At 71.9% G+C, this 23,284-nt stretch carries 20 protein-coding genes; 14 read left to right on the top strand and 6 right to left on the bottom strand.

What is annotated here, in order from left to right:
- Positions 1–154 precede the first annotated feature (154 nt).
- Positions 155–1,084 (bottom strand): SDR family NAD(P)-dependent oxidoreductase, encoded by a 930-nt coding sequence (locus tag ACQPZQ_RS23065; protein ID WP_433283895.1) that lies wholly within the window; start codon positions 1,082–1,084, stop codon positions 155–157.
- On the bottom strand, positions 1,085–1,525 hold the full coding sequence (locus ACQPZQ_RS23060; RefSeq protein WP_433283893.1) for a MarR family winged helix-turn-helix transcriptional regulator: 441 nt from the start codon (positions 1,523–1,525) through the stop codon (positions 1,085–1,087). It abuts the gene before it with no gap.
- A gap of 338 nt (positions 1,526–1,863) precedes the next feature.
- Here ACQPZQ_RS23060 and ACQPZQ_RS23055 point away from each other — a divergent pair, with 338 nt between their 5' ends.
- From ACQPZQ_RS23055 to ACQPZQ_RS23020, 8 genes are all read left to right on the top strand, one after another.
- Positions 1,864–4,416, top strand: coding sequence for an ATP-dependent Clp protease ATP-binding subunit (locus ACQPZQ_RS23055; RefSeq protein ID WP_433283892.1), 2,553 nt, complete (start codon positions 1,864–1,866; stop codon positions 4,414–4,416).
- 80 nt (positions 4,417–4,496) lie between these two features.
- The gene (locus tag ACQPZQ_RS23050; protein WP_433283890.1) at positions 4,497–5,120 is read left to right on the top strand and encodes an HAD family hydrolase; all 624 of its coding nucleotides are present in this window, start codon (positions 4,497–4,499) and stop codon (positions 5,118–5,120) included.
- Positions 5,113–6,138 carry a LacI family DNA-binding transcriptional regulator gene (locus ACQPZQ_RS23045; RefSeq protein ID WP_433283888.1) on the top strand — a complete coding sequence of 342 codons (1,026 nt, stop codon included), beginning with the start codon at positions 5,113–5,115 and terminating at the stop codon, positions 6,136–6,138. The genes ACQPZQ_RS23050 and ACQPZQ_RS23045 overlap by 8 nt, the downstream gene beginning before the upstream one ends.
- A 75-nt stretch (positions 6,139–6,213) precedes the next feature.
- The gene (locus ACQPZQ_RS23040) at positions 6,214–7,107 is read left to right on the top strand and encodes a carbohydrate ABC transporter permease (RefSeq protein WP_433283886.1); all 894 of its coding nucleotides are present in this window, start codon (positions 6,214–6,216) and stop codon (positions 7,105–7,107) included.
- Entirely contained in the window at positions 7,104–7,997 is an 894-nt protein-coding gene (locus ACQPZQ_RS23035; RefSeq protein ID WP_433283884.1) for a carbohydrate ABC transporter permease, read from the top strand. The genes ACQPZQ_RS23040 and ACQPZQ_RS23035 overlap by 4 nt, the downstream gene beginning before the upstream one ends.
- A 73-nt stretch (positions 7,998–8,070) precedes the next feature.
- Positions 8,071–9,462 (top strand): ABC transporter substrate-binding protein, encoded by a 1,392-nt coding sequence (locus ACQPZQ_RS23030; protein ID WP_433283882.1) that lies wholly within the window; start codon positions 8,071–8,073, stop codon positions 9,460–9,462.
- Positions 9,459–10,109 (top strand): hypothetical protein, encoded by a 651-nt coding sequence (locus ACQPZQ_RS23025; protein ID WP_433283880.1) that lies wholly within the window; start codon positions 9,459–9,461, stop codon positions 10,107–10,109. Before ACQPZQ_RS23030 ends, ACQPZQ_RS23025 begins: the two co-directional genes overlap by 4 nt.
- A 42-nt stretch (positions 10,110–10,151) precedes the next feature.
- Complete coding sequence (locus ACQPZQ_RS23020; RefSeq protein WP_433283878.1) at positions 10,152–10,805, top strand: 2'-5' RNA ligase family protein; 654 nt, start codon at positions 10,152–10,154, stop codon at positions 10,803–10,805.
- 135 nt (positions 10,806–10,940) lie between these two features.
- Here the strand turns inward: ACQPZQ_RS23020 and ACQPZQ_RS23015 are convergent, their stop codons facing one another.
- On the bottom strand, positions 10,941–12,050 hold the full coding sequence (locus ACQPZQ_RS23015; protein ID WP_433283876.1) for an alpha-hydroxy acid oxidase: 1,110 nt from the start codon (positions 12,048–12,050) through the stop codon (positions 10,941–10,943).
- Positions 12,051–12,666: 616 nt separating this feature from the next.
- Between ACQPZQ_RS23015 and ACQPZQ_RS23010 the strand changes: the two genes are divergently transcribed.
- Positions 12,667–14,787: a GAF domain-containing protein gene (locus tag ACQPZQ_RS23010; RefSeq protein ID WP_433283874.1), complete on the top strand. Its 2,121-nt coding sequence runs from the start codon at positions 12,667–12,669 to the stop codon at positions 14,785–14,787.
- A 23-nt stretch (positions 14,788–14,810) separates the two neighbouring features.
- Here the strand turns inward: ACQPZQ_RS23010 and ACQPZQ_RS23005 are convergent, their stop codons facing one another.
- Genes ACQPZQ_RS23005 through ACQPZQ_RS22995 form a run of 3 tightly spaced genes read right to left on the bottom strand, consistent with a single transcriptional unit; the run spans position 14,811 to position 18,638 of the window.
- Complete coding sequence (locus ACQPZQ_RS23005; RefSeq protein ID WP_433283872.1) at positions 14,811–15,404, bottom strand: UdgX family uracil-DNA binding protein; 594 nt, start codon at positions 15,402–15,404, stop codon at positions 14,811–14,813.
- A gap of 46 nt (positions 15,405–15,450) precedes the next feature.
- The gene (locus tag ACQPZQ_RS23000; RefSeq protein ID WP_433283870.1) at positions 15,451–17,295 is read right to left on the bottom strand and encodes a bifunctional homocysteine S-methyltransferase/methylenetetrahydrofolate reductase; all 1,845 of its coding nucleotides are present in this window, start codon (positions 17,293–17,295) and stop codon (positions 15,451–15,453) included.
- The gene (locus tag ACQPZQ_RS22995; protein WP_433283868.1) at positions 17,292–18,638 is read right to left on the bottom strand and encodes a PucR family transcriptional regulator; all 1,347 of its coding nucleotides are present in this window, start codon (positions 18,636–18,638) and stop codon (positions 17,292–17,294) included. The genes ACQPZQ_RS23000 and ACQPZQ_RS22995 overlap by 4 nt, the downstream gene beginning before the upstream one ends.
- A gap of 137 nt (positions 18,639–18,775) precedes the next feature.
- Between ACQPZQ_RS22995 and ACQPZQ_RS22990 the strand changes: the two genes are divergently transcribed.
- The 5 genes from ACQPZQ_RS22990 (at position 18,776) to ACQPZQ_RS22970 (ending at position 23,279) form a co-directional block, all read left to right on the top strand.
- Positions 18,776–19,069, top strand: a complete 294-nt coding sequence (locus ACQPZQ_RS22990; RefSeq protein ID WP_433283867.1) for a hypothetical protein — start codon at positions 18,776–18,778, stop codon at positions 19,067–19,069.
- A gap of 80 nt (positions 19,070–19,149) precedes the next feature.
- Complete coding sequence (locus ACQPZQ_RS22985) at positions 19,150–19,764, top strand: methylenetetrahydrofolate reductase C-terminal domain-containing protein (RefSeq protein WP_433283865.1); 615 nt, start codon at positions 19,150–19,152, stop codon at positions 19,762–19,764.
- Entirely contained in the window at positions 19,761–20,705 is a 945-nt protein-coding gene (locus ACQPZQ_RS22980; RefSeq protein ID WP_433283863.1) for a methylenetetrahydrofolate reductase, read from the top strand. The genes ACQPZQ_RS22985 and ACQPZQ_RS22980 overlap by 4 nt, the downstream gene beginning before the upstream one ends.
- Entirely contained in the window at positions 20,695–22,170 is a 1,476-nt protein-coding gene (locus ACQPZQ_RS22975; RefSeq protein ID WP_433283861.1) for an SAM-dependent methyltransferase, read from the top strand. Before ACQPZQ_RS22980 ends, ACQPZQ_RS22975 begins: the two co-directional genes overlap by 11 nt.
- Positions 22,170–23,279, top strand: coding sequence for a hypothetical protein (locus tag ACQPZQ_RS22970; protein ID WP_433283859.1), 1,110 nt, complete (start codon positions 22,170–22,172; stop codon positions 23,277–23,279). Before ACQPZQ_RS22975 ends, ACQPZQ_RS22970 begins: the two co-directional genes overlap by 1 nt.
- Positions 23,280–23,284: the final 5 nt, after the last annotated feature.

Below are 23,284 nucleotides of genomic sequence, written 5' to 3'. Positions count from 1 at the left end.
AGTGCCCGACAACGAGCGCGAACGTGCTCCGTGCCGTCTTCCTCGTTCGACCACGTGGCCGTCGCCGCGCGACGAGCCCGGCCTCGGGCGGCGCGGTCCGCGCCGGGGAAGATCCGGCCACGCCCGGCGGCGACGCACCACCCCGCGGCGAAGGTCATGCGCTTGCGCGAGTCGCGATCGTTTCGTGGTAGGTCTTCCCGCGGCTCATCCGCAGCAGTCGTGCGATGGGCCGCAGCGTCAGAGCGGTGGCGATCGAGTCGCCGATCCGCGGTGACAGCGCCTCGCCGAGCAGCAGCATGCCTGCCGTCCGCGGCAACACGACACGTCGCTTCCCGCGCCGGACCGCAATTACCACGGCTCGCGCAACGTCGTCCGACGACAGCGGAGTCATGTGCCGGAACGGGGGAGGCATCTCGGCTTCCTCCGCCTCCCGCAACAGGTCCGTGGCGGTGAGCGCAGGATGGATGACGGAGACCCGGATATCGCTGTCGGCCACCTCCTGGCGAAGACTGTCGGAGAATGCGGAGACCGCGTGCATCACGATCGCATACGAGCCGAACCGGGCGAACGCTTTGCGCCCCATCACGGACGACATGTTGACGATCGCGCCCGACCCTTGGCGCCGGAGTATCGGAAGTACGCGCTGCGTCACGTGGATCATTCCGAACAGACTCGCCTCTAGTGTCTGACGGACGTCGTCCTCGAACACGGCCGACTCGACACCGCCCACCTTCCCGATTCCAGCGTTGTTCACCAGCACGTCGATCCTGCCGAATCGGGTCATTGCCTCGTCGACCAGCGCTTCCACCGCATCAGGGGAGGCCACGTCCATCGGGACCGACAGCGCTTCCGCGCCCAGATCGCGGACCTCCTTCTCCACCTCAGCAAGTCGGTCGACCGAGCGGGCAGCAAGAACCAGCCGCGCTCCTTCCCGGGCGAACGCCAGCGCGACGGCCCTGCCGATTCCACGCGATGCGCCGGTGACCAGTACCACCTTGTTCGCGAACGACGCGTTCATATACCCACCCTTTTGATGTATATACAACTTATTACCGCTGGAATGTCCTCGAGCCGACCTGTTCACTCAGCCGCGCGGCATATACCCCATGCCGCTCGCGACATCCTCGACCGCCTTCACGCCCGTCGTGCCGAGAAGCTGTTCAGCCTGCCGCTGAGCGTGCCGCCATTCCGGCATCACCGACGCGATCTTGACCCGACCGGCCCGAGTGAGCGCGACCTCCCGCACCCCTTTCGCATCGGAGGACAGCGCCTCGACCCAGCCGTGGTTCAGCAGCAGATTCAGGTTCCGGCTGACCGTGGACCTCTCCAGCTGCAGCACATCGCCGAGCTTCGACGGCGGGCACGGGCCGACCTTGCCCAGAGCGGCCAGGAGATTGACCTGGGCAATGGTCAGACCATGGCGGCCGAGGGCGCCGTCGTAGAGGCCTGTGACGGCCCGGCCGATCAGCCGGACGCGCACCGCCAGGCAGTCGGACACGATCTCGTCGATGTCGGAAGCACTCACAGCCGCATTGTTGCATATACATCAATTGTCGATCAACCGCTGCGCCCCGCCACCGGGTGACGGGAGGCACGACCATCGCCGTCACATGGTCCTGCAGGGGGCAGCGCCGGGCTCGACGCCGGCACCCCGCCGAGCGAGAAGCGCTGCGCGGAATGCTCCGCCAGCGGTCGGACGAACATGTGGCGAGCGCGCTGATCGATCGGCGTCGTCGTGATCTATCCCTCGGGACCGAGGTTGCTGCGCCTGCCCCGCAAGGCGACCCTCATCAAGGCCCGTTTCATGCTCGGCCCCGCGGGAACGCTTCACCGCGAACCGCATCCGACGGGAAGGCCGTGCTGATGACCAGTTTCACCGGGCCCGACGAGCCAGGCTCGTTCGACGAGTTCCTCTCCCGCTACCTCGGCTCCGGCTCGGGCACCGGTGGTCCCCGCGGTCCGGTGCGGCGGGTCGACTTCAACCGGCTGATGAGCGCGGGCGCCCGAGAGCTCGTCATGGCCGCCGCGCAGGAGGCGATGGACCGTGGCGAGACCGATCTCGACACGCAGCACCTGCTGCTCGCCTCCACCGTGATCGACGCGACGCGCCGGTGGCTCGACCGGGCCGGTGTCGATCCGGACGCCATGGCCCGGCTGCTGGACGAACGATTACGGCGCAGCGAGCCGACCGGCCGCGCTCCCACCCTCACGCCCGCCGCGAAGCGCGCGCTGCTCGACGGGCACCAGGTGGCGCGCTCCCTCGGCTCCACCTACATCGGGCCCGAGCACGTGCTGCTGGCCATCGCGGCCAACACGGAGTCGGCCGCGGGAAGGCTGCTCGCCCAGGCCCTCTCCCGCGGCGGGCCGCCCGGCTTCGGGCCGCCGCAATCGGGGGTGCAGCCGGGCGTGCCCGGCGGCCCGCAGGCCGGGCCGGCCACGTCGAACACCCCGACGCTCGACCAGTTCGGCCAGGACCTCACCGCGGCCGCGCGCGGCGGCCGGCTGGATCCCGTGGTCGGGCGGGCTGACGAGATCGAGCAGACCATCGAGGTGCTGTCGCGACGCACCAAGAACAACCCGGTGCTCATCGGTGAGGCGGGCGTCGGGAAGACCGCCATCGTGGAGGGCATCGCCCAGCGCATCGTCGACGGGGACGTCCCCGACACGCTCCTCGGCCGCCGCGTCGTGGAACTGCAGCTCTCGGGCGTGGTCGCCGGCACCCGCTACCGCGGCGACTTCGAGGAACGGCTGCGGGCGCTCATCGACGAGATCCGCAACCACGGCGACCAGCTGATCGTCTTCATCGACGAGCTGCACACGATGGTGGGCGCGGGCGGAGGAGGTGGGGAGACCGGGGGCGCCATGGACGCGAGCAACATGCTCAAGCCCGCACTCGCCCGCGGCGAGCTGCACGTCATCGGCGCCACGACGCTCGACGAGTACCGCAAGCACATCGAGTCCGACGCGGCGCTCGCCCGCCGGTTCCAGCCGGTCCTGATACCGGAGCCGAGCGCCCAGGACGCGATCGAGATCCTGAACGGGCTGCGCGACCGCTACGAGGCCCACCACCAGGTGCGCTACACCGAGGACGCGCTGCGCGCAGCCGTCGAGCTGTCGGACCGCTACATCACCGACCGGTACCTGCCCGACAAGGCGATCGACCTCATGGACCAGGCCGGGGCGCGGGTGCGGCTGCGCACCCGCACGCCGTCGAGCGACCGGCGCGGGATGGAGCGCCGGCTCGAGCAGCTCGAACGGGACAAGGACCAGGCCGTGGCCCACGAGCAGTACGAGCGGGCCACCGAGCTGCGTGACCAGATCGCCGAGCTGCGCACGCGCCTTGGCTCCGGGGACGAACCGGACGACAGCGTTCCGGAGGTGGGGGTCGCCGACATCGCCGATGTCGTGTCGCGCCAGACCGGGGTGCCGGTGTCCGAGCTGACCGAGAGCGAGCGCGACCGGCTCCTGCGCCTGGAGCAGGAGCTGCACAGCAGGGTGGTGGGCCAGGACGAGGCCGTCACGGCCGTGGCCGAGGCGATCCGGCGCAACCGCGCCGGGCTCGGCGACGAGGGCAGGCCGGTGGGGAGCTTCCTGTTCCTCGGCCCCACCGGCGTCGGCAAGACCGAGCTGGCCCGGGCGCTCGCGGTCGCGTTGTTCGGCGACGAGGACCGGATGGTGCGCCTGGACATGAGCGAGTACGGCGAACGGCACACCGTGGCCCGGATGGTCGGGGCGCCGCCCGGCTACGTCGGCTACGGGGAGTCCGGCCAGCTCACCGAGGCCGTCCGGCGCCGGCCGTACTCCGTGCTGCTGCTCGACGAGATCGAGAAGGCGCACCCGGACGTGTTCAACGTGCTGCTGCAGGTGCTCGAGGACGGGCGGCTGACCGACGGGCAGGGCCGCACCGTCGACTTCCGCAACACAGTGATCATCATGACCAGCAACGTGGGCTCGGAACTGGTCTCCGGCCACGGCGCGACCCTGGGCTTCGGCAGCTCCGCCGACGCCGGAGCTCGTGACGATGCCGCGCTCCGCGACCGGATCATGCCGCGGCTGCGGGAGATCTTCCGTCCAGAGTTCCTCAACCGCATCGACGAGATCATCGTGTTCCGCAGGCTCGACCCCGAGCAACTCGCCACGATCACCGACCTGCTGCTGGAGGACACCCGACGTCGGCTGCGGGCACAGAACATCAGCATCGAGTTCACGCCTGCCGCGGTGCGGCGGCTGGCGGAGCTGGGATATCAGCCCGAGTTCGGGGCACGTCCGCTGCGTCGCACGATTCAGCGCGAGATCGACAACCGGCTCTCCGGCCTCCTGCTGGCCGGCAGGCTCGGGCCCGGAAGCCACGTCGCGGTGGACGCGCCCGACGGCGAGTTCGACATCCACGTCGGTAATGCCGTGGCCGCCGACTAGCCGGAATCCCACGGACCGCGGCCCTGTCCGTCTGCACGGGCGCCCTGCCGCTGCCCGAGGAGCTTCCATAGAGTGGCCACGTGGACCGCATCGGGCCGCCCAGCGCCGTCGTGTTCGACATCGGGGGCGTGCTGGGTGGCTCCGCCGACGGCATCTTCGCTTTCGCCACTGAGCTCGGTGTGGAGGCCACGAGCTTCGCGGCGGCCTACTGGCGCCACCGCGACTCCTACGACCTGGGCAGCGCGGCGGAGGACTACTGGAACCGCGTGGCGGACGACCTCGGCCGGGTCCTGACCGCCGCGCAGGTGCGCCGGCTGGACGTGGCGGACGCACAGCGATGGTCCGAGCTCTCCCCTGGGGCCGCCGACCTCATCGACGCCATCGCGCGGACAGGGGTGCAGCTGGCGCTGCTGTCCAACGCGCCACGATCCATGGCCGAGCAGGTACGCAGCTCACGGTGGGGAGCGAGGTTCCCCACCAAGCTCTTCTCGTGCGACATGGGCCTCGCCAAGCCGGACCCTGGCGCGTACGCCACGGTGGAGGACGCGCTCGGTCTGCCAGCGGCCGAGCTGGTGTTCTTCGACGACCGGCCCGTCAACGTCCTCGCTGCGCAACAGAGCGGGTGGTCGGCGTTCCGGTGGCAGGGGCCGCAGCAGTGCCTCACCGACCTCGCCTCGGCAGGCGTAGCGGTGCCGGGTGCCTGACCCGCGCACGGCTCCGACGATCATCGACGTCGCGCGGCGGGCCGGTGTGTCCAAATCGGTCGTCTCACGCACCCTCAGCGGGTCGGGCGGAGTAGCGGCCGGCGGGCAGGAGCGCGTCCGGCTGGCCGCCGCCGAGCTCGGGTACGTCGCGAACGCCATGGCCCGCGGGATGGTCGCCCGGCGCACGCACACCATCGGCGCGTTCGTGCGCGACGCCTCGAACCCGTACTACGGGCACCTGCTCACCGCGATGCAGGAGCGCGCGGCCGCGCGGGGGTATCGGGTCGTGACGGCCACGGGGTCGGGGAGCTTCGCCGTCGCCGACGAACGACGGGCGCTGGAGACGCTCGTCGGGCTCCAGGTGGAGGGGCTCGTGGTCTGCAGCGGCCTGCTCCCCGTCGCGGACGTCCTGCCGCACGCCCGCCGCGTCCCGACGGTCCTCGCGGGTCGCCCGGCCACCGACAAGGCCCTGAGCAGCGTGTACTGCGACGAGATCGACGGCGGGCGCGGCATGGCCGACCATCTGTGGTCGCTCGGGCACCGCCGGGTCGCGGTCGTGACGCTGCGGCCGGAGCGCTCACTCACGCAGGCCCCGCGCACCGCCGAGATGGCCCGGCGGTTGCGTGAGCTCGGCGCCGACGTGGTCGAGGCGCCCGACGAGGAGGTCCGCGCGGGCGACGACGGGATCAACAGACTCGTGGAACGGCTTCTCGCGGACCGGGCGACCACGGCGGTCATGGCTCCCACCGATCACTACGCCCTCGCGATCCTCGAGGCGATGAACCGACGCGGCCTGCGGGCACCGGACGATCTCTCCGTCACCGGCTACGACGGCCTGCCACCGCTCACGACGCCGTTGCTCGGACTGACCACGTGGGTGCAGCCGGTGGCAGACCTCGGCACCCGCGCGGTCGACGAGGTCGTTTCCCACGTCGAGGGACGCACCACGGATACCCGCCACCAGGCGATCAACGGACAACTGATCAGCGGCCGGACGGCCGGACGCCCACGCTGCTGAGCCGACCCACCTCGTTCAGGGCCTGTTCAGCCCCCATCGGCGCCGCGGCCACCCGTGGGCAGCAACGTTCCTGACGTGTTGGGGAACGTTCCCACGCCGCTGTCCCGGAACCGCTTCGCCGGACCGTTGCTGATGGCGCCGTGCCTGGTGCTGCTCGCCCTGTTCGCCTATTGGCCGACGGCGCAGAGCGGCTATCTCAGCGTGCACGGGAGCGACCTGCTCGGCCGTCCGACGCGGTTCGTGGGGGCGGAGAACTTCGAGCGCCTGGGCAGCGACCCCGAGTTGCGCCGCGTGATCCTGACGACGGTGCTGATCGCCGTGCTCTCCACCGCCCTGGCGACCGGTGCCGGGCTCGCCGCCGCGCTCCTCATGCGCGGGGCCGCACCCCGGGGCGGGCGTGTCGCCTCCCTCGTACTGTCGCTGCCCTTCGCCTACTCCACCGCCGCAGTGTCGGCCACGTTCGCCGGCCTGTTCGCCCCGGCGGTGGGCATCCTCGACCGAACGCTCGCCCTGGCCGGCATCGCCGGGCCGAACTGGCTCGCGAGCCCGGCGTCGGCGATCGCCGCCATCGTCATCACGACCGCCTGGTACGAGTTCGGATTCACCTTCCTCGTTCTGGTCGCGGCGATCTCCCGGCTGGACCGTGAGGTCCTCGAGGCCGCCGCGCTGGACGGGGCCGGGGAGCTACGCACCGCGTTCTGGATCGTGGTGCCGGCGCTGCGCCCGAGCCTGCTGTTCCTCGTGGTCACCCAGACCGTCGCCGGGCTGCAGATCTTCACGCAGGTGCAGGTGCTGACCGGGGGCGGCCCCTCGGACGCCACCCACACGCTGGTCTTCGAGCTCTATCAGCGGGCCTTCGGCGGCGGCTCGCCGCAGTACGGCACGGCGTCGGCGCTGGCCCTGCTGCTGCTCGTGCTCGTCGTCCTGGCCACGGCGGCCCAGTTCCGCCTGGCCCGGGAGCGTTCATGACCGCGTCCGTACCGACGCGCCCGAGAGCTGCCGAACCGCTCTCGCCTGCCGCGGCCCCCACTCGGAGAGCGGCACCGTCCTCCCGGACCGCCGGCGTGCTGCGCTGGGCCGGGCTCGCCGTGCTCTGTGTGATCGTGCTGTTCCCCGTCTACGCCACCCTGGCCACGGCCTTCTTGCCGGCCGGTGACGTCGCCCGCGGGGACCTTCTCCCCGACCCGCGGCGGATGACGCTCGACAACGTCCGGCAGGCCCTGAGCGTGATACCGCTCCTCCAGCAGTACCTGGTCAGCGCGGCCGTCACGCTGCTGCAGACGGGCGCCCAGCTGATCACGGGATCCCTCGCCGCCTACGCGCTGGTCTTCCCCGCCTGGCGCGGACGGACCGCGGCGTTCGCCGTCGTCGTCGCCACGCTCGCGATCCCTGGGGAGAGCGTCGTCATCCCGAACGTCGAGACCGTGAGCGGCCTGGGGCTGCGCGACACCGTCGTCGCGATCGCCCTGCCCTACCTGTGTGTCGCGTATCCCGTGTTCCTCCTGCGGCAGGCGTTCGCCACCCTGCCCCGGGAGGTGTGGGAGGCCGCGCGGCTCGACGGCGCGGGCCATCTTCGCTGTCTGACGCACGTGGTGGTGCCGATGACGTGGCCGCAGCTCGTGACGGCCGCGCTGTGGTCGGCTCTGTCGGCCTGGAACGGGTACTTCTGGCCGCTGCTGATCACCGACTCCGCCGCACACCGCACCGTGCAGGTCGGCCTCGCCCAGCTCGTCGCCGGTGAGTTCGGCGCACCGGGGGTGATCTACGCGGGCACCCTCGTCGTGCTCGCCCCGACCCTGCTCCTGGTGCTCCTCGGGCAGCGGTTCCTCGTGCGCGGCCTGGCGGCGCGGATCACCTGACCGCCGATCCCCGCTCGCCCGTCACGTGTCCTGATCGAGGTGTCCCCGTCGAGCGCGGGGAGAAGGGAAGTCCATGCGCACGGACCACCGCACCCGGAGGCGCCTCGCCGTCGCCGTTCTCGCAACCCTGGTGACCGCGCTGAGCGCCGCCTGCTCGAGCTCGACGGCTCCCGCCTCGGGCCCCGCACCCGGCCCGTCGGCACTCGCGCAGGCGGGGCCCGTCACCGTGACCCTCTGGTACGGCCTCGGCGGTGCGGCCGGCAAGGCCCTGCAGGACGCCGTGGCCGGGTTCAACGCCCACAACGCCGACCACATCACCGTGCAAGCGGTCTTCCAGGGCGACTACGACGACACGCTCGCGAAGTACACCTCGGCCATCCGGGACGGCAGCACACCCGACATGCTGCTGTCCAACGACGTGTCCACCGGCTTCATCCACGACGCCGGGCAGACGGTCAGCGCGCAGGATCTCGCGGCCGCGAACCCCGGCGAGCTGAACCTGCAGGATCTCCGCCCCGCGGCGCGGAACTACTACACCGCCGACGGGAAGCTGCTCTCGGCACCGTTCAACACCTCGATGCCGATGCTGTACGTCAACGACTCGCTCCTGACGAAGGCCGGGGCCGACAAGGCCACGCTCACCACCATGACCGGCCTGGACGCGGCGGCGCGGAAGATCCACTCGGCGATACCGGGGGTGGCGGGGTTCGCCGAGCCGCAGGGCGACGGCTGGTGGTTCGAGCAGATGACGGCTGCCGCAGGCGCCGAGTACTGCACACCGGACAACGGACGTACCGGTGCCGGGGCCACCGCGTTCAGCCTGAACAACCCGGAGCAGCGCGCCAGCCTCAAGACGATCAGCGCCCTCTACACCGACGGCGTGGCCCTCAACACCGGCTCCGACGACGACGCCCTCACCCAGGCGTTCATCGCGGGCAAGGTCGCGATGATGTTCAACTCCTCGGGAGTCATCGGCGACCTCACCACGGGTGGCCTCACCGGGTACACGGCACTCCCGATCCCGGTGGCCGGACCGGCAGGGCAGGCCGGGGCGATCATCGGCGGCGCATCGCTGTGGGTCAGCGGCCCGGGCCACGACGCCGCCCACCAGGCCGCGAGCTGGAAGGTCATCAGCTATCTCGACTCCCCGCCCGTGCAGGAGCAGTTCTCGCACGCGTCCGGATACGCGCCGATCAACGTGAAGGTCGACCAGAGCCCGACGCAGCAACAGTTCCTCGCGCAGCACCCGGCCTGGGCCGCGGTGATGCAGGAGTTCAACCACACTCCCGCGAGCCCGGCCACGGCGGGCTGCCTGTCCGGCGCGCTGCCGAGGATCCGGCAAGCCATGATCACGTCGCTGTACCGCGCCTTCGGCGGCACCACCCCCTTCGACGGGGCGGTCTCGGAGGCCCAGTCCACCGGCACGAACATCATCCGGGACTACCGCGAGCAGGCCGGCCAGTGACGCGCTTGTCCCGCGGCGCGGCCGGTGACCCCTACCGCTACGGCGTCTACCTCCGGCCCGACCCACGCACCTGCCTGGCGGTCACCAGGATCACCACGCACGTGCGCGCCCAGTTCGGTCTCGTCTCCGCCGGGGCGTTCCCGCCGCACGCCACGCTGGTCGGCAGCGAGCACCTCGGTCGCGACGAGGACACGATCGTCGACGCCGTCACCAAGGCTCTGGTCCCACTGACCGCGTTCCCGGTGGTCAACCAGGGGATCCGGCGACCTGGTCGCGGGGTGATCTTCGACGTGCACCATCTCGCCGACGGGGCTCCCAACACGTCGCTCGTGGAACTGGCCGCGGCCGTGGACGCCGCTGTCGCGCCCCTGCGCATCCCCGCCGACGATCCCGAGCCGAACAGGTTCGACCCCGCGACGTTCCGGGCGCACCTCTCACTCGCCTCGCACGACCTCTACGAACGACCCGAGCTGGGCGACGAGGTGGAGGAGTTCGTGCGAGGACTCGGCGTCGAGGCCCCCGCCATGTTCCCGGGCGACACGGTCGCTCTCTACCGCACCTGCTCCGACGACTGGAGCGGCCGGTGGTGGCACACGCTCACGTGGGAGCACCTGCACAACTGGCGGCTTCCGGCGCCCACGCCGTGATCGTTGCGCTTCCCCGAACACCATCGACCTGAGGGACTGCCCATGACCCGCTTCTCGCCCCGCCAGGCCGGGGATCCGTACCGCTACGGGGTGTTCCTGCGCCCGGACCCGCGCACGAGCCTCGCCGTCACCACCGTCACCACACAGCTGCGCGCGCAGTTCGGGTTCATCTCCGCCGACGCGTTCCCGCCGCACGCCACGCTGGTCGGGAGCCAGCACATCGGCCGCGACGAGGACACGATCGTCGAGGCCGTCACCAAGGCCGTCGCCCCGCTGACGTCGTTCCCGGTGGTCAACAGCGGCATCCGGCGACTCGGTGACGGCGGCGCCGTCGTCTACGACGTGCACCATCTCGCCGACGGCACCCCGAACACCCCGCTCGTCGAGCTGGCCGCCGCCATCGACACCGCCGTGGCACCGCTGCGCAGGCCCGCCGAGGACCCCGAGCCGAACCTGTTCGACCGCCAGGCCTTCCGCGCCCACCTCTCATTGGCCTCACACGACCTGCGCCTGCGGCCGGACCTGAGCGAAGAGGCCGAGGAGTTCATCCACGGGCTCGGGGTCGAGGTGCCACCGGACTTCCCCGCGGAGTACGTCTCGCTCTACCGCACCCGCAGCGACGACTGGAGCGGACGGTACTGGCTCACCCTCACGTGGACGCACCTGCACACCTGGCGGCTGCCTCGGGCCGACTGACAGGGTCCGGAGGCCGTCGTGTGGTTGGCCACCCCTCCGGGGCCAACCACAGGAACGACCGGCGCAGACGTTGTCAGTTCGCCGGCGTGCACCACGGCCCTCGAAATCGCGAGAAGCTGCCCGGTGGGCGAACACTCACGGCTGCACCTTCTGCAGATAATCCGGGCCGAGGTCACGCACGCTGCCGGCACCGAGCAGGGTGAGGACCGTGTGCATCTCATCGCGCAACAGCTGGTGGATGCGCCGGACCCCGGCCTCACCGGCGGCGGCGAGCCCGTAGGCGGCGAGTCGGCCGATCACAACCACGTCGGCGCCCAACGCGAGCGCCGTGACCGCATCACTGCCCGAGCGGATACCGCTGTCGAGGGCGATCTGTGCCCGGCCGGCGATCGCGGCGGCGACCTCGGGCAGCTGCTCCAGTGCCGCGGGAGCCCCGTCGAGCTGGCGCCCGCCGTGGTTGGACACGAGGACCGCGGACGCGCCGGCATCCACCGCCGCACAGGCGGCCTCGGCGGTCAGGATGCCCTTGGCCATCCACGGCAGCCGGGTCGCCGCCATCCGCTCGCCCAGCTCCGCCCACGTCCAGACCGGCTCGGTGCGGGTGAACAGCTGCCCGAAGACCTCGTCCAGCGCCACTGAACCACCGGCGGGGTAGTTGCCGGTCAGGACGGCCGGGTCCGGGTCGAACCTGTTCTGCCGGACGCCCTCGCGCCAGCCGACGGTCGGGCAGTCGACCGTCACACACACGGCGCCGTAGCCGGCGTCCTCGATCCGACGCAACATGGTGGCGAAGTTCGAGGGCCTGCCCATCGGGTGGATCTGGGCGATCCGCGCTGCGACCGGGGCGGCGGCCGCGACCGCCTCGACCGCGTGGGTGCCCGCCTCCGGCACGATGCTGGCCGCGCCCTCGGCCGCGTTCGCCCGAGCGACGGCACAGTGCCCCTCGGGGTGGAACAGCCCGTCCGCGCCGAACGGCGCGGTCAGGATCGGGAGCCCCAGCGAGACGCCGAGGAAGGACGTGGTCAGGTCCGGCGCGCCGATGCCGGTCATGATCCGCGGGCGGTAGGCCCACCGTTCGAATGCCTGCTGATTACGCCGCAGCGTCACCTCCCGCCCGGCACCGCCGTCGAGGAAGTCGCGGACGTCCGACGGCAGCCCGGCCCGGGCCGCCTCGATGATCTCCGACAGCGTCGCAAAGTCGGCGTCTCGTGGGAAGTAGCTGATCACGTTGTCGGGTGCCGCCATTGTCAGGCCCTTTCTCCTGGTGTTCGGTCCGCGATCACAGGGCGGCCGATCACCGTGTCGTGGGACGCGGTGACCGACCGACGAGCAGGGAAGCAGTGGTTCCACTCCCGGGTCCGGCTGAGAACGGGTCGTCGGGAGGTGCCGGCCGGGCTCCCCATCTGGACGGTCTCGTGCAACAGAGCCAGGGTCAACTCCGCGACCGATGATTTCGCGGAGCACCTCGAGCCGCCGGTGTGTGCGGCAGTTGGGTGGCAACGGACACCCGGTCCGCTGGGGTGTCCACCTGCGCCGTCGCTGGCGGAAGGGCTCGGCATTGGCATTCCCTTGCTTTGGTTTGACTCAGGAATCGTCGACGAGTGATGCACAAGAGCAATCGTCCGAACAGCCGGAACGTCGTGGCCAGGTCCCGCCGAGGCGGCCGCCGCACTGCCTCGACCGATACGCACAGACCTGCCGGATAACTCACGATTCTCAGCATTCACGACCGATCAGCCGATAATGCCGATTGGTCCTCCGTTCTTCAGTGTTCAGCGCCGTGTTCAGTGCCGTGATGACCAGATAATCAGCCGAGGGCGATAGCTACAATGGATACGGTCTCCATCAGTTGGTTGTTCCGATGGAGAAGTGCACGAGCAGTGAGGTGGGTGTGGACGAGGGCGGCTGGCTGGAGCTGCTTCTGAGCGAGGCGCCGGAGGCCGATTTCGCGGCCCACGAGCATCGGCTGGCCCAGCAGCGAGGCTCGACCGAGCGCGCCGCCGGCGAGGCGGTGGCAGCACTGCGAATCCGGGCCCTGCTCGAACAGCGCACCCAACGGGCCCGCGAGCTGGCCACGCTCAACGAGGTCGCCGCGGACCTCACCGCCACCGGCCGGCGCGACCAGCTCGGGCTGATCGACGACATCGTCGTGCACGCCCGGAGGGTGCTCGGGGTGGACATGGCCTACCTCGGCCTCGAGGAGGCGAGTCGCCGGCTGCGGATCCACGCGGTCAGCGGCGCGCTCACCCCTCACATGGTCGGGATGTCGATGGCGGCCGAAGCCGGGTTGGCCGGCGAGGTACTGAGCCACACGCGGCCGGCCTGGACCGACAACTACGAGACCGCGCCGTTCAACCATCACCCGGACAACGACGCCGCCGCCCGCGCCGAGCACGCCCGGTCCGTGCTCGGAGTGCCGTTGCTCGGCCGCGACCGGGTGCTCGGGGTGCTGTTCGTGCTGGAGCGGCGGCCGCGCCGATTCACCGGGGAGGACATCGCGCTGCTGGTCGCGCTGGCCGCGCACGCCGCCGTCGCACTGGACAACCAGCAATTGGTGCAGCGATACCAGGACGGGCTGGCCCAGCTCAACCAGGTCAACTGCGAACTGGAACGGCGGACCGGTGAGCTCGAGCAGGCGCTGCGCTGGGACAACATGCTCACCCAGGTGGTGTTACGCGGCGGTCAGGTCGCTGACCTGCTGGCCGAGGTCCGTACGCTGGCCGGCCGCCCGGTACACCTGGTCACTGCTGACGGTCCACCGCCGGAAGGCATTCCGGCGGACCGACTGGCCGCCGTACACGCCACCCTGGCCGATCTCTCCACCAGTTCACCCAGCCGTTCCGCCACCGGTTCGACTGCCCCCGTCGCCTCGGAGCCCGGTCTGTACCCGGTGGTCGCCGGTCGCCGCGTCCTCGGCGCACTGGTCACGGAGCCCGCAACCACGCTCGCCCACACCGAGCCCGCGCTCGGGCCCGCGCTCGACGCCGAGAGCCTCGGCTCCGAGGTTGCCACCGGGTCCGAGGCGTCCGGTGACATTTCGGGAGCTCAGCCGTGGAGGCCTGGATCCGTTGGGGCGGGCTCGGCGACGGCAGCAGATGGATCGAGGTTCCTGGACGACCAGTACATCGACCGGTTGCTCGCTCGCGCGGCGCCGGCGCTGGCACTCACGCTGACCAGGGCCGAAGCGGTCGACGAGGCCGCCCGCCGGGCTCGCGACTCGTTCCTGTCCGACCTGCTGAACAACCCCGGCGCCGACCCGGCCGTGCTCGACCGCCAGATGCGGTTCGCCGGTCTCGACCCGTCGACCCGTTACGACGTGCTGGTGGCCACGGCCGGCACCACCACGACGGGCGACGGGCTGGCCGCGTTGCGGGCAGCGGCGCCCAAGAACGCGGTGGTCGCCGACCTCGGGTCGCGCACGGTCATCGTGCTCCCTCAGGATGCGGTCGCGGCGGTCACGGATTCCTGGAGCACCCGCTTCGGCTCCGTCACCGCCGGTCTGGCCGGCCCGGTCGCCGCCGGGGCACGTGGCACACACACCGATGGTGCGGATGGTCCGGGGCAGGCAGGCGCGCGGCTGGGGCGGACCTACCGCGAGGCCGGTCAGATCGTGGACGCGCTGCTCGCCCTCGGACGGGTCGGCGAACTCTGCACCGCCGAGGACCTCGGCATCTACCGCGTGCTGCTCAGCACGGCCGGCCGCGCCGGCCTGCGCACGGCCATCGAACGCAACCTCGGCCCCCTGCTGTCCGCTGAGCAACGACGGGGCGTCCCGCTGAGCGCGACCCTCTTGGCCTACCTCGAGCACAACCTGCGTCCCGGTGCAGCAGCCGAAGCGCTCGCAGTGCACGTCAACACGCTCTACCAGCGGCTGGAGGCGGTGACCGCGGCGCTCGGAGACGACTGGCGCCAGCCCGCCCGCCGACTCGACCTCCATCTCATGCTGCGCCTCCGCGCCGCTCTCCGGGCGCTACCCGACTGACGCCGCCGTCCCGACACCCCGGATCAGCAGCGCAGACCGGCCACCACCCGGAGATCGGACACCAGAGCGTCGAGCGCCTCGTCGCGGGCCTCCGGCGGTCCGCGCAGGATCGCCGACGGGTGCACGGTGGGCACGAGGCGGCGGCCCTCCCACTCGATCACCTCTCCACGCACCTGGCTGATGCGGAAACTCGGCCCGAGCAGCGACTTGCCCGCGACCGCGCCGAGAGTGGCCAGCGCGGCGGGCCGCACCAGGCGCAGCTCGCCGTCCAGCCACGGGCGGCAGGCCCGGATGTGCATCACGCCGGGCGTCTTGTGCAGTCGGCGGTTGCCCCGCTGCTCGAACCGGAAGTGCTTGACCGCGCTGGTGATGTACACCTCGCCCCGGTCGATTCCGGCGCGCTCCAGAGCCGTGTCGAGCACCCGCCCGGCCGGCCCGACGAACGGCTTGCCCGCGACGTCCTCCTTGTCGCCCGGCTGTTCCCCCACCAGCATCAGCCAGGCTGCGGGTGGGCCTTCGCCGAACACCGTCTGCGTGGCGGACTCGTAGAGCTCGCAGGCCGTGCAGTGCGTGGCCTCGCGACGCAGCGCGTCCAGGCCGATCTCGGCAGTCTCCACACTGTCGTGCTACCCGCACCCGCGGCCGCGGAACCGTGGCGCCATCTCAGTCGCCCCGGGCTGCGGCCAGCAGTTCTGCGGCGGCCTCGGCATCGGAGGGCAGCGCGAGCACCACGCCCGCCGCGAACGTCCGGGCCGCTCGCACGAGCTCGGCCGCCAGCTCCACGCCGGCCCGCGCCGCCCCGCCACCCGCTGCCCCGTCCCGGCCGCTGTCGGCGCGGTCGAGCGCGACGAGGGTGGCCGCGGGCACCGCCGTGTCGGGCACCTCGTGCGCGAGGTACTCCGCCTCGGCGAAGCTGCGCAGCGGCCGCACCGACACGAGCAGCGGGGCCGGCTCGCCCAGCACGTCGCGCAACCGCTGCAACGAGTCGAAGTCGTAGACGGGCCGCGTGATGAGGAACTGCGCCCCCGCCTCCACCTTGCGCAACGCACGGGCGGCCTCGGCGTGCAGGTCGTGCGAGCCCGGCGCCACCCGGGCCCCGATCTCGAACGCGGTCTTGCCCGCCAGCCGCAGCCCGTTGCAGTCACGGCCGTCGTTGAGGCCCGCCAGCAGCTCGACCAGCCCGATCGAATCGACGTCCCACACCCCGTCGACGTGCGGGTAGTCGCCGAGCAGCGGGGGGCTGCCGGTCTCGCACACCACGCGGCGCACCCCGAGCGCGTGCGCCCCGAGCAGGTCGGCCTGCAGCGCCATGATCGTGCGGTCCCAGGTGGTGACGCTCGCGAGTGCCTCGACGTCGAGCTGGTTCTGCAGGTGAACGGCCAGGTTCACCGGGTTCAGCTGGGCTCGTGGGCCGTCGCCCGCGGGCACCCACACCCGGTTCACGCCCAGAGCCTGGACGGCCTCTGCCTGCGTGAGCGCCTCGGCGACGTGCCCGGCCTGCGGTGCTTGGATCTCGGCCAGCACGTCGAAACCCGGTCCGGACCGCTCGGCGGCAGCCCCGGCGGCGGTGGGCTCGGCCACGGCGGCGGCACGGCGCGAGGCCACGCCCGGGACGGTGCGCGCGATCGCCCGGACGACCGCATCGAGGTGCGCAGGGGTGGTGCCGCAGCACCCGCCCACCACCGAGACGCCCGCCGCGACGAGCAGCTGCGCATAGCGGGCGAAGTAGTGCGCGTCGACGTCGTAGGAGAAGCGGGGACCGCTGGTGCGGCGCGGGAGCCCGGCGTTGGGCAGCGCCGACATCGGGAGGTCGGTATGGGAGCGCAGTTCCTGCACCACCGCCAGCACGCCCTGCGGCCCGAGCGTGCAGTTGGTGCCGAGCGCCGCAACGGGCAGGTCGGCCAGCGCAGCGCACACCTCGTGCGGGGTGTCCCCGCCGAGGGTGCGCCCGTCGGCGGCGAACGTGGCCTGGGCCATCACCGGAACGCCGGTCGCCACGGCGACGCCTGCCGCCTCCACCAGCTCGTCGAGGTAGCCGAAGGTCTCGAGCACGAGCACGTCGACCCCGGCCGCGACGAGCGCGGCCACCTGCTCGCGCACCGCCGCCTCACGGTCGGCGGGGGCCACCCGGCGCCGCTGCTGCAATGTGACGGCCGGGGCCACCGACCCGGCCACGAACACGGGACGGCCCGCTGCCGACACTGCCGCCCTGGCGACCCGCACACCGGCCATGTTGATCTCGGCCGTGCGATCGCCGAGGCCGTGCACCTCCAGCCGCAGCCTGCTCGCACCGAACGTGTTGGTCTGGATCAGCTCGACCCCGGTGGCGAGGTAGCTGTCGTGGATCCGCTGCACCTGGTCCGGATCGGACAGGTTCAGTTCCGGTAGCGCCCGCTCCAGCGGATTGCCCGCGGCGTGCAACACCGTGCCCATCGCACCGTCGGCGACGAGCACCCCCTGTGCCACCCGCTCCCGGAATCCCTCGGGCGACCCGTTCGACCCTGTCATGGCACGTCCCCCAGCACCTGCATGATCTCGCACGCCAGCTGCGCCATCAGCCGGTCACGGTAGTGGTCCAGCCGCAGGCCCGCGATCTCCTCGACCCGCCGGATCCGGTAGGTCACGGTGTTGGGGTGCACGTGCAGCTCCCGGGCGGTGCGCTGCGGGCTGCCGTTGCAGCGGAACCACTCGCAGAGCGTGCCCACCAGGTCGGCGCGGTGCTCCCGGTCGCGCACGAGCTCGCCGAGCACGTCCGCGGCGAATGCGCGCAGCTCGCCGAGGTCGGGCACCTGCAGCAGTAACCGGTGTACGCCCAGGTCGTCGAAGGCGAGCACGGCGGGCGCCCGGCCCATCCGACGCGCCGCGTCGACCGCGCTGCGCGCCTCGGAGTAGCTCCGCGAGATCTCACCGGCCGTGCGGCAGCACCCGCCGACTCCCGCGACGACCGCCGCCTCGGGATGGCGGTCCAGCACGGCCGCCCGGCATTTCTCGGCAAGTGCGCGGACCCCGTCGAGGCCGCCACCGCGCTCCGGGGGCGCCGGCACCACGGCCACGACCTCCGTGTCCCGCAAGGCGACGATGGCGCCCGGCATCCGGCGCGCGATCACGTGCTGGGCCGGCGTGAGCACGCGGGCGGTGTCGGCCGGTGCGCGCCCGGCGGCCGCGCTGCCGTCGAGCAGCCCCACAGCGAGGACGTGATGGTCGGTGCCCCGGACGAACCCGAGGTGCCCGGCCCAGCGCTGGGCCTCCTCGTCGTCGCGGTCCTTGGCGAGGAGCAGGCCCTCGATCAGGTCGGTGCGGGCCCGGCCCGCGGCCGCGGCGACCACCCGCTCTCGGCCCAGGATGATCCCGCAGATGGTGGCCGCGTGCTCGGTCAGCAGGAGGTTCAGGTCGTCGTCGAGCTCCTGTTCCGGCGCACGGGGCTGCACGGGTGGCAGCGTCACGAGGTAGGCCGCGACCTCGTCGCCGACGAGGATCGGCGCCACCACGACGGGTCCCACGACCGGCCCGGCGTCGACGCCCAGTCCCGGCAGCGACACCGGTCTGCGGTTCTGCGCTGCCGCCGCGAGGACGGGCCCGAGCGACGCGGACGCCGCGGTCTCCGCCAGCCGCTCCCCCGTGTCGGCGGGCGCGGCGGCCAGCACCTCGACCGCGGGCCCCAGCACGGCCACGGCCGATCCCGTGCGGTGCGCGACGAGCCGCACGACGCCGTCGACGTCGGAGTCCTGCGAGGCGAGGCCCGACAGGTGGCTGTAGACGGCCACGAGCTCGCGCAGGAGCACGTTCTCCCGCCGGTCGCCCGCCGCCGTCGCGGCCGGAGCGACCCGTGACGGATGCGCCGACGCAGGCATGGGGGGAAGCGTAATCACCTCTGTCCGATTGACCCAAGGATCAACGGTCTCTCTTTGTGTTCCGGCACATGTGATCGGCGCCATGGCCTGGATAACGTCAACAGCACCCACCGGGACGATGAAGCGAAGGAGCGGGCGTGGACACGACTTCGAGGCCGCGACAAGATCTGCGCACCGCCGCCGAGACCTCCCCGGTCGGCCCGCTCCTGCGCGAGCTGGAGCGCATCTCCGGGCACGCCGACACCGAGCGTGCCGCCGCTGACCAGGCTGTCATCGCCGCACTGCGCGCAGAGGTCACCGCTCTGCGGGCGGCCGTGGCACACCTGCGCGCAGGCACCGCGGCACTGCCGAGGCACCTGCAGCCCGTCGTCGCGCGCGCCATGGTCGCCGCGGAGACCGCGGGCTCCGACCCGTCCACGCCCACAGGCTGAGTGCCCGCGCGGGCTGTAATCGGCCACAAACGCGCTGACCGCTCGCGATTCGACGGCACTTGCGAGGGAGAGGCACCCCGATGACGGAACGGCCCCACCCCACTCCGCCGGCAGCATCTGCGCGCGGCACCTATCGCCTCGCTCCGTTCCTTCGGCCGAACTCCGCGTATCGACGACTGGCCGCCTGGCTGGAGCGCTCCCCGTGGGCGTTGCGCCTGTTCACCGCGACGGAGCGGCGCACCAAGGAAGCCGCGTTCGGCTGCCGGATGTGTGGTCAGTGCGCGCTCCCCGCCACCGGCTACGCCTGCCCGATGACCTGCCCGAAGCAGCTGCGCAACGGGCCGTGCGGCGGGGTGTCGCCCAGCGGGGCGTGCGAGGTGTACCCGGCCGAACGCTGCGTCTGGGTGATCGCCCATGAACGGGCCGCGAGCGCGGGCCGCGCGGACGACCTCGCCCTGCTGCAGCGGCCGGTGGACCACCGGGCCGGCGGGTCGAGCTCCTGGGTCAACTACTGGCTCGGCCGCGACCAGGATCTCTGGACCGGCGACGACGGGCTCGCCGACCGTCCCGCGATCCACCGCTCCCCCGTGGACCTGGGGTTGCCGGCGGTGCGCACGCGCGAGCTTGCGAGCGAATCATCGGACACAGCAGCCCCGCGAACGCGGCCGCCGAGCGTCAGCGAGGAGGACTCGTGAGCGCGCCCCCGCAGCTGCGCACGGCTGGCGGCCTGCGCGGAGCGCTCGCGTCGGGCCGGTTCGCGGTGACGGCCGAGATCGGGCCGCCCCGCGGCGTCGACCCGCACTCCGTCGGGCAGTCGGCGGCGCTTCTGCGCGGCTGGGTCGACGCCGCCAACGTCACCGACAACCAGGGGGCCCACGTCCGGCTCTCAAGCCTCGCCGGGAGCCTGCTGGTGGCCGAGGCGGGTGTGGAGCCGGTGATGCAGCTGACCTGCCGCGACCGCAACCGGATCGCGCTGCAGTCCGACCTGATCGCCGCCGCGACCCTCGGCATCCCCAACGTGCTGCTGCTCACCGGGGACCACCCCCGATTCGGTGACCATCCGGACGCGAAGCCGGTGTTCGACCTCGACAGCGTCCAGCTCGTGTGGACCGCCCGCACCATGCGCGACGACGGACTGCTGCTCTCCGGACGGCCGCTGGACCCGCGGCCGGGGTTCCTGATCGGCGCCGTGGAGAACCCGTTCGCGCCGCCGACCGACTTCCGCGCGGCGCGGCTGGGCAAGAAGGTGGCCGCGGGCGCGGAGTTCTGCCAGACCCAGTTCGTGTTCGACGTCGCAGGGTTCGCCCGCTTCATGGCCGAGGTCACAGACCGTGGCCTGGACACCCGCTGCGCCGTGCTCGCCGGAGTGGGCCCGATCCGGTCGCTGCGCGCGTACGAGTTCATCCGCACCAAGGTCCCCGGCATCCACGTCCCCGACGAGGTCGGCCGCAGGCTCCGCGGTGTGCCGGCCGACCGCGTCGCCGCGGAGGGCGTGGCGATCTGCGTGGAGACCATCCAGGCGTTGCGCGAGATCCCCGGTGTCGCCGGGGTGCACATCATGGCGTTCGGCTACGAGCGCGGGATCCCCGAGATCCTCGAGCGGGCCGGGCTGGAGAGGAGTGCACGTGCTGGTTGAGATCCGGCCGGCGGCCCGGCTGCGGGGCAAGAACGCCGTGGACATCACCGCGGCGCTGGCCCCGGTGTTCGGCGCCCTCGGCACCGAGAACGCCGACGACGGGCCGGTCACCGACCTGTCCCGGCTGCGGGTGGTGGCCGACTGGGTCCAGTACCGCAACAACTTCCGCACCCCCATCGAGCTGCGCCCCGTCGTCGGGGGTGGACCGCCCGAGCTGGCCTTGGACCTGCGCGGACTCTCCGGGGCGGACCCGGACGCCGTCAGCTCCGGGGTGGGCGCCGCCCTGCACGCCCACCGCGGCGGGGGCGCGAACGCCCGCCACCTGATCCTGGAGGAGTGGGCGCCCAGCCGCTCCAGCCAGATCTGGGCGTTCAACTCGCTGTACTGGCAGCACCTGCAGCTGTGGGAGGAGGCGACGGGGCAGGGCTACGAGTCCGCGCTGCCAGGCGGGCAGAGCGACGCGCGCCACCTGGAGCCGGTGCGCGAGACCATCGGCAGGCTGTTCGCGATCTGGGACTCGCTGGCCGAGCGCCGGGCGCTGCCCGAGGAGCTCTACGTCGTGGAGCTCGGCGTGGGCAACGGCAACCAGGCCAGCACCTGGCTCGACACGTTCGTCGAGATGGACCGGGCGCACGGCCGCGAGTACTACCGGCGCCTGCACTACCTCATGTGCGACTACTCCCCGCACGTCCTGGAGATGGCCCGAGCCACCGTCCGCGGCCACGCCGAGCACGTCAGCTCGTTCGTGCTCGATGCCATGCGCCCGCTGACCTCGCTCGCCTTCCTGAAGTTCAAGGTCTTCTTCGTCTACATCTCCAACGTCTACGACAACCTGCCCACCGACGAGATCGCCACGATCGGGCAGCGTGAGCACCTGGTGGAAGCGCGGGCCTACCTCCCCGAGCCCGAGGCCGATGCGATCGCCGCGGGCCTCGGGATCGAGCAGCAGGCGCTCGCCGCGCTCGTGCAGAAGCTGCTGCGCCTGGGCCCCGCCCTCCTTGCCGAGGCGATGCCGCAGCACTTCGCCGACGTCCCCGCAGCGGTGCAGTTCTGGCGGGCCTGCTGGCAGGCGCTGAAGCTGCAGGAGCGCTACGTTCCACTACACGGCCTCGACACCTACGAGATCGCCCCCGGCATCAACGGAGAGCTGTTGCGGCCGCTGCTCTCCACCGGAGGGGACGTGCGGATGCACGTGTCGAACGGGGCGGCCACGAGCTTCGCCGAAACACTCCCGCTGCTGCACCCCTACGGCACGCTGCAGTGCCACGACATCGTCGTCACCGACCCCCACCAGTTCCGCAACAGTTTCCGCGGTCCGGGCAAGTACGACGGGTCGGTCGTGAACTGGGTGAACGGGCCGCTGCTCGCCCACATCGGCGCCCGCAAGGGCTTCGACGTCTCGTTCGCGCCGTTCCGGCGCAGCGGCAGCAACATCACCACGATGACGGCGGACGTGAGGGACTGATGACCGTGACGACGGCCCAGGAGACGATCCCGGACACGACCCCGGCGGGCCCGCCGGCCGCGCCGGAACCTCAGCCCCGGCCCACCCGCACGCTGCTTCCCACCACTGTGATCGGATCATGGTCGGTGCCGGACTGGCTGGAGCGAGCCAAGACCGGCGTCCACCACGGCAGCGTGAGCCGAAGCCAGCTCGCGGACATGCACGACATGGCGGTGAAGGCCGCGCTGAAGGACCAGGAGGTGGCAGGCATCGACATCGTGTCCGACGGTGAGCTGCGCCGCGACAACGACATCGACTACCTGCTGGCCCGCGTGCCCGGCGTCGAGGTGCGCGACGCCGTGAAGGCGTTCTACTTCGACTACCTGGACCTGCACCTGCCCAGGCCGATCCCCCACCCCGGGGCGGGGCCGCTCGGGCTGGTCCCGGATCTGGAGTTCACCCTCGCCCACACCGACCGGCCGGTGCGGTTCTCGGTCACGGGCCCGTTCTCCTTGTCGCGGCGGCTGCGGTGCGGAGGCGCCGCCGCCTACTCGGAGCGGGCCGACCTCGTGCGCGGGCTCGCCCGCGTGCTCAACGCCGAGGCCCGCGCGCTCGCCGCGGCGGGGGCGCAACTGTTGCAGATCGACGAACCGCTGCTCGCGGGGCACCCTGAGGACGTGGGGCTCGCTGTGGAGGCGGTCAACATCGTCACCGAAGATGTCCCGGTCACCTGGGCGCTGCACGTCTGCTATGGCAACCGCTACGCCCGTCCCCTGTGGGAGGGGCACTACGACTTCCTGTTCCCCGCCGTCCTGGACGCCGCGGTCGACCAGCTCCTGCTGGAGTTCGCGCGCAAGGGCGACGAGGACCTGCAGCTGATCGAGCGTCATGGATGGGACCGCGTGCTCGGCGTGGGCGTCCTCGACGTGAAGACGCCCGACGTCGAAGCGGTCGACGTCATCGAGAAGCGCATCGAGCGGGCCCTGCAGGTGGTGCCCGCCGACCGGATTCTCGTCACCCCCGACTGCGGGCTCCGGCATGTGCCGGCCGACGCCGCCCGCGCGAAGCTGCGCGCAATGACCAGCGCGGCCGCCGCTGTCCGCGACCGTATCCAGAAGGAGAACACGTGATCCCC

Source organism: Pseudonocardia sp. CA-142604, from assembly GCF_050948475.1.
Taxonomy (GTDB): domain Bacteria; phylum Actinomycetota; class Actinomycetes; order Mycobacteriales; family Pseudonocardiaceae; genus Pseudonocardia; species Pseudonocardia alaniniphila.
The sequence above is the reverse complement of the archived record's forward strand: the minus strand, read 5'-3'. Positions and strand labels throughout refer to the sequence as shown.